The sequence below is a fragment of the Alphaproteobacteria bacterium genome (assembly GCA_040218575.1).
Lineage (GTDB): Bacteria > Pseudomonadota > Alphaproteobacteria > JAVJRE01 > JAVJRE01 > JAVJRE01.
The window spans coordinates 17,646-32,978 of sequence record JAVJRE010000007.1; the positions used below are offsets into that span (position 1 = coordinate 17,646).

Below are 15,333 nucleotides of genomic sequence, written 5' to 3' on the forward strand. Positions count from 1 at the left end.
CCGTCCGGCTAGGATGGCGCGACAACCGCTCGAGAGGACATTCCATGGCCAGACCCGCCGCCCCGGCGTTGATGCAGCCGGCCCGCATGGACCGCAACCTGGCCCTGGAGGTGGTGCGGGTGACGGAGGCGGCGGCGCTGGCCGCCTCGCGCATGGTCGGCCGCGGCGACGAGAAGCTGGCCGACCAGGCGGCCGTGGACGCCATGCGCGCGGCCCTCAACTCGCTGGCCATCTCCGGCACCGTGGTCATCGGCGAGGGGGAGCGCGACGAAGCGCCCATGCTCTATATCGGCGAGACAGTGGGCGCCGGCGGGCCGGAGATCGACATTGCCCTCGATCCGCTGGAGGGTACCACCATCACCGCCAAGGGCGGTCCCAATGCTCTTGCGGTGGTGGCCATGGCGGAGAAGGGCGGCTTCCTCAACGCCCCCGACACCTACATGCAGAAGATTGCCGTCGGCGGCGGCCTGCCTGACGGCATTATCGATATCGACGCCGCGCCCGGCGATGTCCTGAAAGAGATTGCCGCGGCGAAAAAGGCCAAGGTGGGGGATCTGCTGGTGTGCATCATGGACCGGCCGCGCCACGCCGATCTCATTGAGAGCGTGCGCAAGTCCGGCGCGCGCATCACCCTGATCACCGATGGTGATGTGTCGGGGGTCATTTCCACGGCGCAGCCCGAAACCGGTGTTGATATCTACATGGGCATCGGCGGCGCGCCGGAAGGCGTGCTGGCGGCGGCGGCGCTGCGTTGCATCGGTGGTCAGATGCAGGGCCGTCTGGTCTTCCGCAACGATGACGAGAAAGCGCGCGCCGCGCGTATCGGCATTACGGACCTGGCGCGGGTCTATGGCCTGCACGAACTGGCCGGCGGAGAGGTCATGTTCGCCGCCACCGGCGTCACCAGCGGCAGTATGCTGCGCGGTGTGCGGCGCTTTGCCGGCGGCGCCAATACCCACTCCATCGTTATGCGCTCGAAGTCGGGGACGGTGCGCACCATCGAGGCCCGCCACGATTTCACCCGCAAGACCGGCTTCGATCCGGCCGACCGCTAGGCCGGCCCGTGCCGCCGGACACTCCCGCCCCAACCACTCCTGGCTCAATCGTCCCCGCCCCAGCCAGCCGCCCGCCGGTTGCCCGTACTCTGGCCGAACCGTTGTTCGACGGCCTGTCGGTCAGCGGCCGGCGCTGGCTGCTGCGGGCCGCCGATGACCGTCTGGCGCTGACCCTGGCGCAGCGCCATGACCTGCCGGAGCCCGCCGCCCGGGTTCTCGCCGGCCGCGGTATCGGCCTGGCCGAGGCGGCTGATTTTCTGGCGCCCACGCTCCGTCGGCTGCTGCCGGATCCTTCCACCCTGGCGGATATGGACGCCGCCGCCGGCCGCCTGGCCGACGCGGTTCAGGCCGGCCAGGCCATCGCCCTGTTCGGCGACTATGACGTTGACGGCGCCACCTCCACCGCCCTGCTGCGGCGTTTTTTCGCCGCTGTCGGCGCGCCGGCGACGGTGATGATTCCCGACCGTCTGACCGAGGGCTATGGGCCGACCAGCGCGGCCATGAACCGCCTGGCCGCTGACGGCGCGCGTCTGGTGATCACCCTCGATTGCGGCATTACCGCCTACGGGGCGCTGGAAACCGCGCGCGATGCCGGCCTCGACGTGGTGGTGGTGGACCATCACGCGGCCGAGCCGAAGCTGCCGCCGGCCGCCGCCGTGGTAAACCCCAATCGCCTGGATGACACTTCCGGCCAGGGACGGCTGGCCGCTGTTGGGGTCGCCTTTCTGGTGGCCGTCGCCACCGCCCGCGAGCTGCGCCGGCGCGGCCACTTCATCGCCACCGGCCGGCCGGAGCCGGACCTCATGCAGTGGCTGGATCTGGTGGCGCTCGGCACCGTCTGCGACATGGTTCCGCTGACCGGGCTCAACCGCGCGCTGGTGGCTCAGGGGCTGAAGGTCATGCGCCGCCGGGCCAATGCCGGGCTTGCGGCTCTGGCCGACGTGGCCGGCCTCGATGCGACGCCGGACTCAGGGCATCTGGGCTTCCTGCTGGGCCCCCGCGTCAATGCCGGCGGCCGGGTCGGCCAGTCGGCCACCGGCTCCGACCTGCTGGCCAGTGACGATCCGGTGCAGGCGGCCGCCCTGGCGCGTCGTCTCGATGACTGGAACCGCGAGCGCCAGACTCTGGAGGCGGCGACGGTGGAGGACGCCCTGGCTCTGGTGGAGCGGGAGGTGGCCGCCCACGGTGGCCACGCCGCCTGCCTCTTTATCGCGCGCGCCGGCTGGCACGCCGGCGTTATCGGCCTGGTGGCCAGCCGCCTGGTGGAACGCTACGCCCGGCCGGCGGTGGTCATCGCCCTCGATGACAGCGGCCAGGGCAAGGGCTCGGCCCGCTCCATCGCCGGCGTGGACATAGGGGCGGCCATCATCGCGGCGCGCCAGAAGGGTTTGTTGCTCAACGGTGGCGGTCACCCCATGGCCGCCGGCCTGACGGTTGCCGCCGACAAGCTGGAGGCCCTGCGCGACTTCCTGGCGGAGCGTATCGCCCGCGTGGTGACCGACCGCGATCTGACGCCGGAGCTCACCCTGGACGGCGCACTCCGGGTGCCGGCCGCCGACCGTGCGCTGTGGCAGTCCTTGTCCGGCCTCGGCCCCTTCGGCATCGGCAACGGGACGCCACGCTTTGCGGTGCTGCGCGCCCGCTTCGTCACCGCGGAGCCGGTGGGCCGTGACGGCGCTCATATCCGCGCCATCCTCTCGGACGAAACCGGCCGCGGCCGGCTCAAGGCCATCGCCTTCCGCGCCGGCGGTCAGCCGCTGGGCCAGGCCATGCTGGCCGCCGCCCGCGATGGTCTGGGCGTGGCCCTGGCCGGAACGCTCAGGGCCGATGACTGGCAGGGTCGCGAAGGGGTGCAGCTCATCGTCGAAGACGTCATGACCGGCGCGCCTCAGACCGCTGCGTCCTAGACCGGTGGCTCGTGCCACCAGTGGTGCAGCGGATTGGAGTCGATGATCTTCTGAATGGTCTCCTCAGACACTCGCGGCAGGGCGGTGCCGGCAACCAGCCGGTTGACGTTACGCAGGCCGTCGAGACTTTCCCCGACCCGTGAAAAGGGAAAGTCTGTACCGAAGAACAGCTTGTCCTGAACCGAATACTCCTCACAGGCGATCAGGATGTTCCAGAACTGCCAGGGCCGGTAGAACAGCGCCGATAGGTCTCAATAGACGTTGCGCCGCTTGCGCGCCACGGCGATGCACTCGCCCCACCAGGGATGGCCCATATGGGCCATGACAATCTTCAGGTCCGGAAAACGTGCCGCCACCGGGTCCACATGGATCGGCCGGCCCAGGTCCGCGTCCGCATTCTCCGCAAAGGTGGTGCCCATGTGCATGGTCAGGGGCAGGTCGTTGGCCTGGCAATATTCGAAGACCGGCGTCATGCGCGGGTCGTCCAGTGGCACACGGTTGTAGATAGGTCCGTATTTGACGCCCTTGAGGCCCAGCTCCTCGATACTGTGGCGCAGATCCTCCATACAGTCGTCACGCCGCGGATCGGCATAGGCGAAGCCGATGAACAGGTCGGGGAACATGGCCACCGCCTCGGCCACGGTTTCATCATCGCCTTCGACCCCGGCGGAATCCCCATAACGCGGTGAGAAGATAATCGCCTTGTCCACGCCGGTCATTTCGGCGGCCACCGCCTGCGCATCGCATTTCAGACCGTATTCGCCGTCGGCCCGCACCCGCGCCATCTGCTCGCCGTAAAGCGGGGCAAAGTGCTCCGGCTTCCAGATATTGACGTGGCAGTCGATGGTCATGGGCGGTGCCTGCGAATGGGTGGGCGAGGGCCGGGCTTGGGCCGTCAGAAGCCTTGATTCCGCGCCGGCTTTCACGCACTGTGCCGGCCGCCGACCCCTTCGTCTAGCGGTCCAGGACGTCGCCCTTTCACGGCGAAAACACGGGTTCGAGTCCCGTAGGGGTCACCAGGCCGGCGTTCAGGCGCCCCGCCGGCCAAGCGCTTCCATGGTCGTCAGCCAGCGCTGTCGTCGCTCCGGTTTGCTCTCGACCATGCCGAACAGGCTGGCGCGAACCGGCTTGATGCCGACGAAGCCCAGAAGGTTGCGTTTCAGCGCCTTCAGGCTGTGCGCACCGTAGAACCAGCGATAGGCCAGGGCCGGCATACCCATGGTGATGACCACGCGGGCGGAGCGGCCGGTCAGTTTCTTCTGCCACTTTCTGCCGTCCTGCACGGCAGTGGTGGCAAAGCCCGGGCGCAGCGCCTGCTCGAAGAACGCTTTGAGCCGCGCCGGAAGCCCGCCCTGCCATAACGGGAAGATGATGATCAGGTGTTCGGCCCAGGCGATGTCTCGCTGTGCTGCCGTGATCCCGGCATTGGCTTCGCCGCCGTCATAGTCTGCCTTGTTGAGCACAAAGGGCAGATCGAGCCGGGCAATCGCCACTTGCCGGACCTCATGACCCGCCGCGGCGGCGCCGCGTTCATAGGCCATGGCGAGTGCATGGCAAAGATGCACCGGCTCGGGATCGGGATGGCCCTGCAGGATCAGGATATGTTTTGCCATAGGGGCCTCCGACGGCGTTCATCGCCGCCGCAGATTGGTGGTTGCCCCCGACCGGTCCATAATCCGGGTCTTGCCTCAGGTGCAGGTGCACTTGAAGCGGGTGGAGCGGTGGCGCCGCATGACCTGGGTTCTGGGGCTCGCCGCGACGCGGGTCCAGCGGCCCCGGTGGCACTGCCAGTTATAGACGTCGGCCCACACCCGCATGCTGGTATTGATGATGACCCAGCAGCCGGCCCGCCGGATATAGCACTGGCGCTCATGGACCCGCGTGACGATCCGCTCGACGATGATCTCCTCCGCCTCGGCGTCGCAGTCGCCGCCCTCGCGGCCCGGCGCCGGCGATTCGAAGTCCGGCCACAGATCGTCCCAGTCGGTCTCATAGACCGAAGCGTCGGTGCCGCAGCTGATCTTCAGTTTGTTGGTGCGCGGGTCATACTCGATCATCCGCCCGTTCTGGTCGATCTCCGGGTTGGCCGGGTCCCAGTTCGACGGGTCTTTCGGCTGGCCGGCATCGGGATTGGCCTCGCTGCCGCCGCCCTGGGTCGGCCGGGTCTCGCCTTCGACCTCTATTCTGTCCCAACCGCCCGGCAGGCCCGCCGGCGGCTTTGGCCACGCGCCGTCGCCATTATATTGTCCACTGTTGGCTGGCATCCTGTCCCCCAATGGTTGGTGGTGCGGACCGGCCGTATCTGTGCGGCCGGGCCGTCAGAAGCTCTCAGTATACCGACAGGGGCCGCCACCGGCGCAAGTATCAGGCGATGGAAATATCGAGCCCGATATCCAGGCTCTTGGCTGAATGAGTCAGCCAGCCGAGCGAAATCAGATCAACGCCGGTCGCCGCTACTTCGGCCACCCGATCCGGGGTGATGCCACCGGAGGCCTCAAGCACGGCGCGGCCGGCGGTCTTCTCTACCGCCCGACGCAGTTGGTCCGGGCTCATGTTATCCAGCAGGATCGCCGGCACCTTGAGGGCCAGCGCCTCGTCCAGTTGCGCCAGGGTATCCACTTCCACTTCCAGCATGGCCATATGGCCTGCCGCCTGCCGCGCCGCTGCTACCGCCGCTGTGATGCCGCCGGCAACGGCGATGTGGTTGTCCTTGATCAGCAGCGCATCACCCAGACCGAAGCGATGATTGCCCGCACCGCCCATGCGCACTGCATATTTCTCCAGCGCGCGCAGGCCCGGTGTGGTCTTGCGCGTGCAGACCACCCGCGCGGCGGTGCCCGCACAGGCAGCCTGGGCGTCCCGCGCCGCGCTGGCGATGCCGCAGAGACGACTCAGCAGGTTCAGCGCCGTTCGCTCGCCGGTGAGGATGGCTCGCGCCCGGCCGGCCAGGGTGGCGATTGTTTCGCCGGCCTCAACGTCGCTGCCGTCGGTCGCATGGACTGTCGCGGCCAGGTCCGGGTCCAGCAAGCGAAAGGCGTAAAGCGCCGCCTCCAGCCCGGCCACCCGGCCCGGCGCGCGGGCGCGCAGCACGGCGTGTGCGGTCGCCGCGGCGGGGATGATCGAATCGGTGGTGCGGTCGCCGGCTTCGCCCAGGTCTTCGGACAGAGCCCGGCGAATCACCGTCTCATAATGCAGGGGATAGAGCTGCGGCCGGTTCTCCGGCGCGGCCGGTGTATCCCTACCCATGACGGTGCAGCATCGGATGACGGGGTCGCCGCGGCGCCGGGCAGGGGTCAGCCGACCCTCACCTGCATCATGCGGTCCACCGCCTGGCGCGCGCGCACCGCCACGTCATCGTCGATCTCCACGACCGGCGCCATGTTATCCAGGGCGGCCAGGATTTTCGGCAGGGTAATCCGTTTCATGTGCGGGCACAGGTTGCACGGGCGGATAAACTCCACTTGTGGATTCTCCGCTGCCAGATTGTCGCTCATGGAGCATTCGGTGACCATCAGCACTTTACCCGGCTGCTCATCCACCACCCACTTGCCCATCTTGGCGGTGGAGCCGACGAAGTCCGCCGCCTCCAGCACCTCCGGCGGGCACTCCGGGTGGGCGATCACCTTGAGGCCGGGGAACCGCGCGCGGAAATCTTCTATCTCGGCCGCGGTGAATCGCTCATGCACCTCGCAATGACCCTTCCAGGCGATGATCTCCACATCCGTCTGGGTTGCCACCCACTTCGCCAGATATTCGTCCGGCAGCATGATGACCCGCTTGACGCCCAGGCTCTCCACCACCTCGACCGCATTGCCCGAGGTGCAACAGATGTCTGATTCCGCTTTTATCGCCGCCGAGGTGTTCACATAGGTGACCACCGGCGCGCCCGGATAGCGCTGGCGCAGCAGGCGAACGTCCGCCGGCGTGATCGACTCGGCCAGGCTGCAGCCTGCCTTCATGTCCGGCATCAGCACGATCTTGTCCGGCGAGAGGAGCTTTGCGGTCTCGGCCATGAAGTGAACACCGGCCATGACGATGACCTTGGCGTCGGTTTCTTCGGCCATGCGGGCCAGAGCGAGAGAATCCCCCACCAGGTCGGCGACGCAGTGGAAGATTTCCGGCGTCATGTAATTGTGCGCCAGGATGACCGCGTTCTTCTGGGCCTTCAGCCGGTTGATCGCATCCACATAGGGCGCGTGCACCGGCCACTCCATTTCAGGGATGACCGAGGCCACCTTGCCATAGAGCGCCGCCGTGCGGGCGCGCACCTGCGGCGTCCATTCCGGTGTCTGCAAATCTCCGGTATCCGGGCTGCCGTCGGGGGTCATGGCTCAACTCCGTCTGTGCGTGTCGTCGGTGACGACATTATAATGCTCAACTTGAGCATTAGATATGGGATAGGCTCTCATTGAGCACAAGGCCTGTCAAGCACATGCCGTTCACGAATCCCCAACGAGTGGTTAAGCCGCAGGGGCAGCCGCCCTGTCTTGCGGTGCGGCCGGCGATTCGACAGGTTTCCCCCAGGACCAGCCAGGAGCCTCGTCATGCCTCGACCGGATCGCCCGAGCGCCTTCGTCACCGGCGCGGGGCGCAATATTGGCCGGGCCATTGCTCTGGACCTGGCGGATCGTGGCTTCGCCGTCGCGGTCAACGGCTCGCGCGACAGGGCCGCCTGCGAACAGGTGGCCGGTGAGGTGAGGGCGCGTGGTTCTGAGTCTCTCGTCGTCATGGGTGATGTGGGCGATGCCGCCGCGGCCGCGCGCATGGCCGATGAAGCGTTGCGGGCCTTCGGCTCCATCCATGTGCTGGTCAACAACGCCGCGATCCGGCCCGATTCCCCTTTCCTTGATCTGAGCGACGACCAGTGGCGTCGCGTCCTGGCGGTGGACCTGGATGGCGCTTTCTATCTGTCGCGCGCCGTCCTGCCGGGCATGGTGGACGCCGGCTGGGGCCGGATCGTCAATTTCACCGGCATGAACGCCATGCATGGTCACGCCGGCAAGGTCCACGTCTCAGTCGCCAAACATGGCGTGTGGGGCATGACCAAGGCGCTGGCCAAAGAGTTCGGGGCCGCCGGCGTCACCGTCAACGCTATATCGCCCGGCCCCATCCGTCAGGACGACGACACGACGCCCCTTGGTCAGGCGACGGACATGGCGGCTCGTCTGCCGCTCGGTCGCATGGGATATGCCCGGGAGGTATCCGCTCTGGTCGGCTATCTGGTTTCCGACGATGGCGGCTTCACCACCGGCCAGATGATCGCCGTCAATGGCGGCGGTCAGACCTGACGGCGGCCCGGCCGTGGCCAAAGCCGTCAATCCCTTTGCTGACCCGGCCGTGGCGTCGAGCGTCACTGCCGACGCGGCGGCGTTCATTCAGAACGTGGGATTCTCTGACCTGCCGCAAGAGGCCGTTCGGATCGGCCGGCGCTGCCTGCTGGACGGTCTTGGCCTGATCGTCGCCGGCGGTGAGGAGTCAACCGTCCGCATTCTGGCGGCCGACGCGGCGGATCGCGCTGGCCGGCCGGAGGCCCTGTTGCTCGGCGCCGGAGAGACATGGGTGCCGGCGCCTGACGCGGCGCGTGTGCTGGGAACGGCGGGTCATGCTCACGATTGGGATGACAGTCAGGTCAGTACCGATCCGGAGCATGTCTATGGCCTTCTCACCCACCCGACCATACCGCCCCTGGCCGCCGCCCTGTCTGTGGTTCAGGCGCAGGCGCGGACGGGCCGGGCGGTTGATGGCCGCCACTTCATGCTGGCCTTGCTGACCGGCATGGAAGTGGAGATGAAGCTGTCCGAGTGGATGCTGCCGCAGCATTATCTGCGCGGCTTCCATTCAAGCGGCACCGTCGGCGCCTTCGGTGCCTGTGCCGCGGCGGCGAAGCTGCTGGGGCTGGCGGATGAAACCCTGCGCCACGCTCTCGGCATCACCGCCAGCCTGGCGTCGGGAATCCGGGCCAACTTCGGCACCATGACAAAGCCGCTCCATGTGGGACGCGCTGCGGAGAACGGCGTGACCGCCGTTCGACTGGCCGCCCGTGGTTTCACCGCCGACCCCGACGCACTGGACGGGCCGTGGGGCTTCATGGCCGTCACCGGCGGCGGTCTGTCGCCCCACAAGCTTGCTCAGGGCTTCGGCCGTACATGGTCCATTACCGAACCGGGCGTCAGCATAAAGCCCTATCCGTGCGGCGTGCTGACCCACCCCACGCTCGATCTCATGGGCCGGCTGATGCGCGACCATGCGATCACAGCGGACAGAATAGACTCAATAACGGTCTATGCCGGCAGCAATATCCTCAATCCGATCCGCTATCCCGTGGCGGCCAATCATCTGCAGGCGAAGTTCTCGCTGCCGGCGGCGCTGGCCATGATCGCCCTGACGGGCCGTGCGGGAAAGCGGGAGTTCAGCGATGATTTCGTGGCCAGTGCCGCCATGCAGGCGATGCAGCGCCGCATCCGCACCGCGCTGGACCCGCAGATTGAGGCGGCCGGCTTCGACCGCATGCGCTCGCGTATGGAGATCGGCCTGACCGATGGGCGGACCGCCGCCGGCTGGGCCGACGAACGCTATCGTGGCGGGCCGGAAAACCCGCTGAGCGACAGGGATGTCGAAGACAAGCTTCGCAGTTGCTGTGACGGGGCTCTTGACCCTGCGGCACAGGACCGCCTGATCGCTACGGCGTGGAGTGTTCTGGAGCTGTCCGACGCCAGCCTGCTGGCGCAGCGGGTGCAGACCGGCTGATTGCGGGCCGCGTGATTGCCGCAATCCGCCAGGCTACAGAATGGCCTGGGCCACAAACATCACCGCCACCACCGCGATCGAATAGCCGGCCTCGACGGTGACCGCATAGCCGCTTTTCTTTACGAACATGCCATTGCTCATGGCCATCACCGTGAACGCGAGGGTGATCAGGATGAGGGTCAGCAGCGCATTCTGCGTCGCGGTGACTCCCACGACCCACGCCACCAGAAACAGCCCGATGGCCTGGGTGACCATGGCGGCGACCGGCATGGACGCGGCGCTGCCCAGTTCGACCCCGACGCCGGCCGCCCACTTCTTGCCGAACAGCATGGGCGAAAACCAAAGCGAGCCAAGAAGGAACGCCGCCACCGCGCCGACGACGACCGCCAGCCAGTTGACGCCTGCGGTTATTTCCATCATGGCCTGCTCCCCCCGCCGGATAGACACGGGGAGTCTGCCTATTTTGCCGGGCGCCGGCAAGGGAGTTCGCAGGCAAGACAGCGACCCACCCATGGCGCAGCGGCGACGGCTGGCATGACCGGGCGCGTGCGATAGAGTGACGCCGTGACAAAACTCTCCGTTCTCGATCTCGCCTATATCGGCGAAGGCTTCACCCCGGCCGATGCGCTGGCCAACGCGCTGGACCTGGCGCGCCATGCCGAGGCCGCGGGCTATACCCGTTTCTGGCTGGCCGAACACCATAACCTCGCCGGCATCGCCAGTGCCGCCACGGCCGTGTGCATCTGTCATGTCGCCGGCGGCACCAGGACGATCCGGGTCGGTTCCGGCGGCGTCATGTTGCCGAATCATTCGCCCATGGTCATCGCCGAGCAGTTCGGCACCCTGGCGACGCTGTTTCCGGGGCGTATAGACCTCGGCCTTGGCCGTGCCCCGGGCACTGATCAACGCACCTTGCGGGCTTTGCGGCGCGGGCCTGAATCAGCCGAGTCTTTCCCCCAGGACGTGATGGAGCTGAAGGCCCTGCTTGGCCCGCCGCGGGAAGGCCAGGCGATCCATGCCATCCCCGGTGAGAACACCAATGTGCCGCTGTGGATACTGGGCTCCAGCCTGTACGGCGCCCAGCTTGCCGCCATGCTGGGATTGCCCTATGCCTTCGCGTCGCACTTTGCGCCGCAGGCGCTGATGCAGGCGGTGTCGCTCTACCGTGAGCGGTTCGAGCCGTCGGCCCAGCTCGCCAGACCCTACGTGATGGTCGGCTGCGGCGCCGTCGTCGCCGACAGCGAGGACGAGGCGAGGCGGCTCTTCACCACGCCGCAGCAGACCTTCACCCGCATGGTGCGCGGCACTCGCGGCCGTCTGCCGCCGCCGATAGACGACATCGAGGACTTCTGGTCGCCCATGGAGAAGGAACAGGCGTCAGCCATGCTGGCCTGTTCCTTCTATGGTTCGTCGGCGACCATCAGGGACCGCCTGACGCGGCTGATCGAGGCCACCGGCGCCGATGAACTGATGGTGTCGGCGGCGGTGTGGGACCATGAGGCGCGGGTGCGCTCTTTCGAGCTGCTGGCCGGAGCGATGGGTCTAAGTTAGAGCAGCCGCTATTGTGGCCGCCCCCACTAACGATACCGGCATCTGAGTTAGATTTGCCTGCGTTGGAAGGCCTGATCGGGCGTTCCTTCGACCCGGGTTCCCGGTGCCGGTGCCGGTGGCCGATAGCCCGGCGCCGAATGCAGCCGCTTGGTGTTGTAGTGCTTGCGCCATTGCTCGATCACAATCCTGGCCTCCTTCAGGCTGTAGAAGATCTCGCCATTCAAGAGTTCGTCGCGGAGCTTTCCGTAGAAGGACTCGCAGTAGCCGTTCTCCCACGGGCTGCCGGGTTCCGAGAGACCGCCGCTTTGTGGCCAGGCGGCCGCAGGATCGGCCCTGGCCGCCAGGCGGCCGCAGGATCGGCCCTAGCCGCCAGGCGGCCGCAGGATCGGTATGCCGACGCCGGTAGCGGTGCGTTCGCGCAGGACCTCGCGGCGGAAACGGAACAGCGCCGCTGGCCGGCCGCCTTTGCCTGCGGCGTCCTGACGGGCCTGGCGTCCGGTCGTCTCCACCAGGCCGCCGTTGAGCACCAGGCGGCGGAAGTTCTGCTTGTGCAGCCGTACGCCGGCGATGGCCTCCACCGCCTGTTGCAGGGCCAGCAGGGTGAAGGTCTCCGGCAGCAGTTCGAAAATAACCGGCCGGTATTTCGCCTTGCCGCGCAGGCGGCCGATGGCCGTGGCCAGGATACGCCGGTTGTCCCCATGCATGGCCTGGCCCGTCTGATGCGCCGCCGACGGTTCTGCCCGCGCCGGTTCGCCGGGGCTAGCCGCGTCACGCCGGGCTTCGGCAATCAGCCGCGCCTCGTACAGCAGTTCGTAGCGTTCCAGCACCCGTTCCGGGTCCCAGCTGCCGCCGTCGATGGCGAAGGCGATGGACAGGCGTTCGTCGCGCTCGCGCCGGCCGGCTGCGGTGGTGGCTTCTCCGGCCCATTCCCGCAGCGCCGGTGCGATCACCTGGTCCAGCACGGGCGGTCGTTCCGCCCGCCAGTCCTCCCATGGCAGGTAATCGTACCAGCTTTGCCAGCGGGCGGCCGATTGCGCGGCCAGGGCCGACTGACGGGCCAGCGCCACATAGCCCACTGCTACGGTGCGTGCGCCTCCACTGTGTTCGCCGGCCGTGCGGAAACGATCACCAAAGGTATAGAGCTGCTCTACATGGCCCAGACGCAGCCCGGTCTGATATTCAACTAATGCTCTAAGACCACGGTCCAATGTTTTGTGTTCATGTGGATTTAATGGTCCGTCCGGCAGCCGGTCCAGCCCGTCGTCCGCGGTCACTACCAGGGCCCGCGGCAGGTCGCCGGCGACGGTCATGACCGCGCCGGCAAGCTCCACGCTGACCGCCTGCGCCGCGGCCCGTCTGGCGGCCGGCGTCGCTGCCGGCACTGGCCTGACGGTGCGGCGCTCGGCCGGTGTTTTCTTCCTGCGGGCGGGCTCCTTCATGGCCGCAGATTAGCACGTGGCCGGGCCATGCTGCATCGCCGCTGCTGGACCCTGGCCGCCGGTCTGGCTGTCGGGGGTCGCGCCGCCGCGTCGGCGGTTTCCGCCCGGGCGAGGCCATGGCATTCTGGCCGGACCCCTTCAGTTCCCTTCAGCCGATATCCGCGGAGCCCCTCATGCCTGATACCCTGCCGCCGTCCTACAAGTTCGGCGTTGGCCAGCCGGTGCCCCGTACGGAAGATCCGCGCCTCATCACCGGCGGCGGTCGCTACACGGACGATGTTCACCGGCCGGGCGAGGCACACGCGGTAATCGTCCGCTCGTCCGTCGCTCACGGCTATCTGCGCGGCATCGACAGCGAGCAGGCGCGAGGGATGGCCGGCGTTCTGGCGGTCTATAGCGGCGCCGACCTGGCCGCCGCCGGTCTTGGCGACCTGCCCAGCGCCAGCGGTGTGGCCAATCGCGACGGCACGCTGATCGCCAGCCCGGCACAGAAAATCCTGGCCCGCGACAAGGTGCGCTATGTGGGCGAGCCCATCGCCGTGGTGGTGGCCGAGACCCTGGCCCAGGCGCGAGCCGCGGCGGAAGCGGTGCTGCCCGACATCGAGCCGCTGCCGGCGGTCACCGATATGGCCGCTGCCGCGAAGCCCGGCGCGCCGCAGATCTGGGACGAGGTGCCCGGCAATATCGTCTTTGACTATCTGGGCGGCGACCTGGCGGCGGTGGAAAAGGCCATGGCCAGCGCGGCTCATGTGACGCGCCTCCGGCTGCACAACAATCGTGTGGTGGTCGCGCCGATGGAGCCACGCGCGGCGGTGGCCGAGTATGACAGCGCGCGCCAGCACTGGACCCTGTGGTGCGAAAGCCAGGGCGTCAGCCACTACCAGATTTTCCTGGCCGAGCAGGTGTTTCACGTGAAACCGTCGCAGGTGCGCATCATCACTGGCGATGTGGGTGGCTCGTTCGGCATGAAGGCGCCGGACTATCCCGAGGACGTCAGCGTCATGTTCGCCGCCCGCGATCTCGGCCGGCCGGTCAGATGGTGCGACGACCGCTCGGCCAGCTTCCTGTCGGACCATCACGGACGGGCCAGCCTGGTGGATGCCGCCATGGCCCTGGACGCGGATGGCAAAATCACCGCTGTGCGCTTCGACGGCCTGGGCGATGTGGGCGCGCAGGCGCTGGGCGGCGGCGTGTTCATCCCGACGCTCAGCTTTCTGCGCAATATGGTCAGCGTCTATACGGTGCCGGCGGTGGCGGTAACCACCAAGTGCGTCATCACCAACGCGACGCCGATAGCGGCCTATCGCGGCGCCGGCCGGCCGGAAGCCAATTACATGATGGAGCGGCTGATCGACCAGGCGGCGCGCGACACCGGCCGTGACCGGCTGGAACTGCGCCGCCGGAACTTCATCCCGGCCAATGCATTCCCATACAAGACACCGAGCGGATTAACCTATGATTGCGGCGACTTCCATGGTGTTCTTGATAAAGCACTAGAGGTTTCAGAGTGGGCCGGATTCGCCGCCCGCAAGGCTGCGGCCAAGGGCCGCGGCAAGCTGCGCGGCATCGGCCTGGCGAGCTATCTGGAGGTGGCCGCCGGCGGCGGCAAGGAACTGGGCGAGATCGAGTTCGCCGAGAACGGCGACCTGATCATCCGCGCCGGCACCCAGGACAACGGCCAGGGCCACGCGGTCAGCTTCGCCCAGGTGGTCGCCGACCAGTTGGGAGTCGATCCGGCGCGCATCCGCTATCGCCAGGGCGACACCGATGAAATCCGCGACGGCGGCGGCACCGGCGGCTCGCGCTCCATGGTGGCGGCGGGCGGCGCCTTCATCGAGGCCAGCCGCGAGGTAGTGGAGAAGGGGCGCAAGGCGGCCGGCCACATGCTGGAGGCGGCGGCCGACGATATCGAGTTCAAGGACGGCGCCTTCCGGATCGTCGGCACCGACCGGGCCATCGGCCTGATGGATCTGGCGGCGCAGCTCCGCCAGGCCCGCGACCTGCCAGCCGACGTGCCGCAGAGCCTCGACGTCTCGTTGATTCACACACCAGGTCCCAACACCTTCCCCAATGGCGCCCACGTGGCGGAGGTGGAAGTGGACCCGGAGACCGGCGTGACGGAGCTGGTGGCCTATGCGGTGGTCGATGATTTCGGCACCAGCGTGAACCCCATGCTGGTGGAGGGCCAGGTCTATGGCGGCGTCGTCCAGGGCATCGGCCAGGCGCTGACCGAGCACGTGGTTTATTCCGAGGACGGCCAGCCGCTGACCGGTTCGTTCATGGACTATGCCCTGCCACGGGCCGACCTGATCCCCAACTTCGTGTTCGCCGAGCATCCGGTACCCACCAAGACCAATGCGCTGGGCGCCAAGGGCTGTGGCGAGGCGGGCTGTTCGGGCTCTCTGCCGGCGGTAATGAACGCCCTGGTGGACGCCCTGGCCGAGGCGGGAGTGGCGCACATCAACATGCCGGCGACACCGGCCCGGGTATGGCAGGCGATTGAGGCGGCACGGCGCGGCGAACCGTCGGAGGACGCGGCGACCGGCTTCGACACATCGCCCTATGCCGGCGGCAAGGCACCGCAGGCGGCGGCCGGCGACGCGGGCGAGGAGCCGGAGCGCTAGACGGCAGGAC

14 protein-coding genes, 1 tRNA gene and 1 pseudogene are annotated in these 15,333 nt (G+C 67.7%); 8 read left to right on the top strand and 8 right to left on the bottom strand.

The window, feature by feature from the left end; all coding sequences use genetic code 11:
• Nucleotides 1-44 precede the first annotated feature (44 nt).
• Both glpX and recJ read left to right on the top strand, forming a co-directional pair.
• A complete protein-coding gene (glpX, locus tag RIE31_09525) occupies nt 45-1,055 on the top strand; it encodes a class II fructose-bisphosphatase (protein ID MEQ8640828.1) in 1,011 nt (336 codons plus the stop codon).
• A gap of 101 nt (nt 1,056-1,156) precedes the next feature.
• On the top strand, nt 1,157-2,962 hold the full coding sequence (gene recJ / locus RIE31_09530; protein ID MEQ8640829.1) for a single-stranded-DNA-specific exonuclease RecJ: 1,806 nt from the start codon (nt 1,157-1,159) through the stop codon (nt 2,960-2,962).
• 251 nt (nt 2,963-3,213) lie between these two features.
• On the opposite strand, the gene RIE31_09535 is transcribed toward recJ, so the two are convergent.
• Entirely contained in the window at nt 3,214-3,813 is a 600-nt protein-coding gene (locus RIE31_09535; protein MEQ8640830.1) for an amidohydrolase family protein, read from the bottom strand.
• A 92-nt stretch (nt 3,814-3,905) separates the two neighbouring features.
• On the opposite strand from RIE31_09535, the gene RIE31_09540 reads away from it, so the two are divergent.
• Nucleotides 3,906-3,981, top strand: a tRNA-Glu gene (locus tag RIE31_09540).
• Between the two features lie 9 nt (nt 3,982-3,990).
• Here the strand turns inward: RIE31_09540 and RIE31_09545 are convergent.
• The 4 genes from RIE31_09545 to nadA form a co-directional block, all read right to left on the bottom strand.
• A complete protein-coding gene (locus RIE31_09545; GenBank protein ID MEQ8640831.1) occupies nt 3,991-4,575 on the bottom strand; it encodes an NAD(P)H-dependent oxidoreductase in 585 nt (194 codons plus the stop codon).
• Between the two features lie 75 nt (nt 4,576-4,650).
• Complete coding sequence (locus tag RIE31_09550) at nt 4,651-5,226, bottom strand: hypothetical protein (protein MEQ8640832.1); 576 nt, start codon at nt 5,224-5,226, stop codon at nt 4,651-4,653.
• 100 nt (nt 5,227-5,326) lie between these two features.
• A complete protein-coding gene (gene nadC, locus RIE31_09555; GenBank protein ID MEQ8640833.1) occupies nt 5,327-6,208 on the bottom strand; it encodes a carboxylating nicotinate-nucleotide diphosphorylase in 882 nt (293 codons plus the stop codon).
• Nucleotides 6,209-6,255: 47 nt separating this feature from the next.
• Nucleotides 6,256-7,290: a quinolinate synthase NadA gene (gene nadA / locus RIE31_09560; protein ID MEQ8640834.1), complete on the bottom strand. Its 1,035-nt coding sequence runs from the start codon at nt 7,288-7,290 to the stop codon at nt 6,256-6,258.
• 216 nt (nt 7,291-7,506) lie between these two features.
• Here nadA and RIE31_09565 point away from each other — a divergent pair, with 216 nt between their 5' ends.
• Nucleotides 7,507-8,250, top strand: a complete 744-nt coding sequence (locus RIE31_09565; GenBank protein MEQ8640835.1) for an SDR family oxidoreductase — start codon at nt 7,507-7,509, stop codon at nt 8,248-8,250.
• A 13-nt stretch (nt 8,251-8,263) separates the two neighbouring features.
• On the top strand, nt 8,264-9,709 hold the full coding sequence (locus RIE31_09570) for an MmgE/PrpD family protein (GenBank protein ID MEQ8640836.1): 1,446 nt from the start codon (nt 8,264-8,266) through the stop codon (nt 9,707-9,709).
• A 33-nt stretch (nt 9,710-9,742) separates the two neighbouring features.
• On the opposite strand, the gene RIE31_09575 is transcribed toward RIE31_09570, so the two are convergent.
• Nucleotides 9,743-10,129, bottom strand: coding sequence for a DUF1761 family protein (locus RIE31_09575; protein MEQ8640837.1), 387 nt, complete (start codon nt 10,127-10,129; stop codon nt 9,743-9,745).
• Between the two features lie 144 nt (nt 10,130-10,273).
• On the opposite strand from RIE31_09575, the gene RIE31_09580 reads away from it, so the two are divergent.
• Nucleotides 10,274-11,260 (top strand): LLM class flavin-dependent oxidoreductase, encoded by a 987-nt coding sequence (locus RIE31_09580; GenBank protein ID MEQ8640838.1) that lies wholly within the window; start codon nt 10,274-10,276, stop codon nt 11,258-11,260.
• Between the two features lie 47 nt (nt 11,261-11,307).
• On the opposite strand, the pseudogene RIE31_09585 reads toward RIE31_09580, so the two are convergent.
• A pseudogene (locus RIE31_09585) lies at nt 11,308-11,550 on the bottom strand (transposase).
• Nucleotides 11,551-11,622: 72 nt separating this feature from the next.
• Nucleotides 11,623-12,570 carry a hypothetical protein gene (locus tag RIE31_09590; protein MEQ8640839.1) on the bottom strand — a complete coding sequence of 316 codons (948 nt, stop codon included), beginning with the start codon at nt 12,568-12,570 and terminating at the stop codon, nt 11,623-11,625.
• On the opposite strand from RIE31_09590, the gene RIE31_09595 reads away from it, so the two are divergent.
• Both RIE31_09595 and RIE31_09600 read left to right on the top strand, forming a co-directional pair.
• Nucleotides 12,569-12,712 carry a hypothetical protein gene (locus tag RIE31_09595; GenBank protein MEQ8640840.1) on the top strand — a complete coding sequence of 48 codons (144 nt, stop codon included), beginning with the start codon at nt 12,569-12,571 and terminating at the stop codon, nt 12,710-12,712. The two genes, RIE31_09590 and RIE31_09595, sit on opposite strands and share 2 nt — an antisense overlap.
• A 160-nt stretch (nt 12,713-12,872) precedes the next feature.
• Nucleotides 12,873-15,323 carry a xanthine dehydrogenase family protein molybdopterin-binding subunit gene (locus RIE31_09600; protein MEQ8640841.1) on the top strand — a complete coding sequence of 817 codons (2,451 nt, stop codon included), beginning with the start codon at nt 12,873-12,875 and terminating at the stop codon, nt 15,321-15,323.
• The last annotated feature ends 10 nt before the right edge of the window (nt 15,324-15,333 follow it).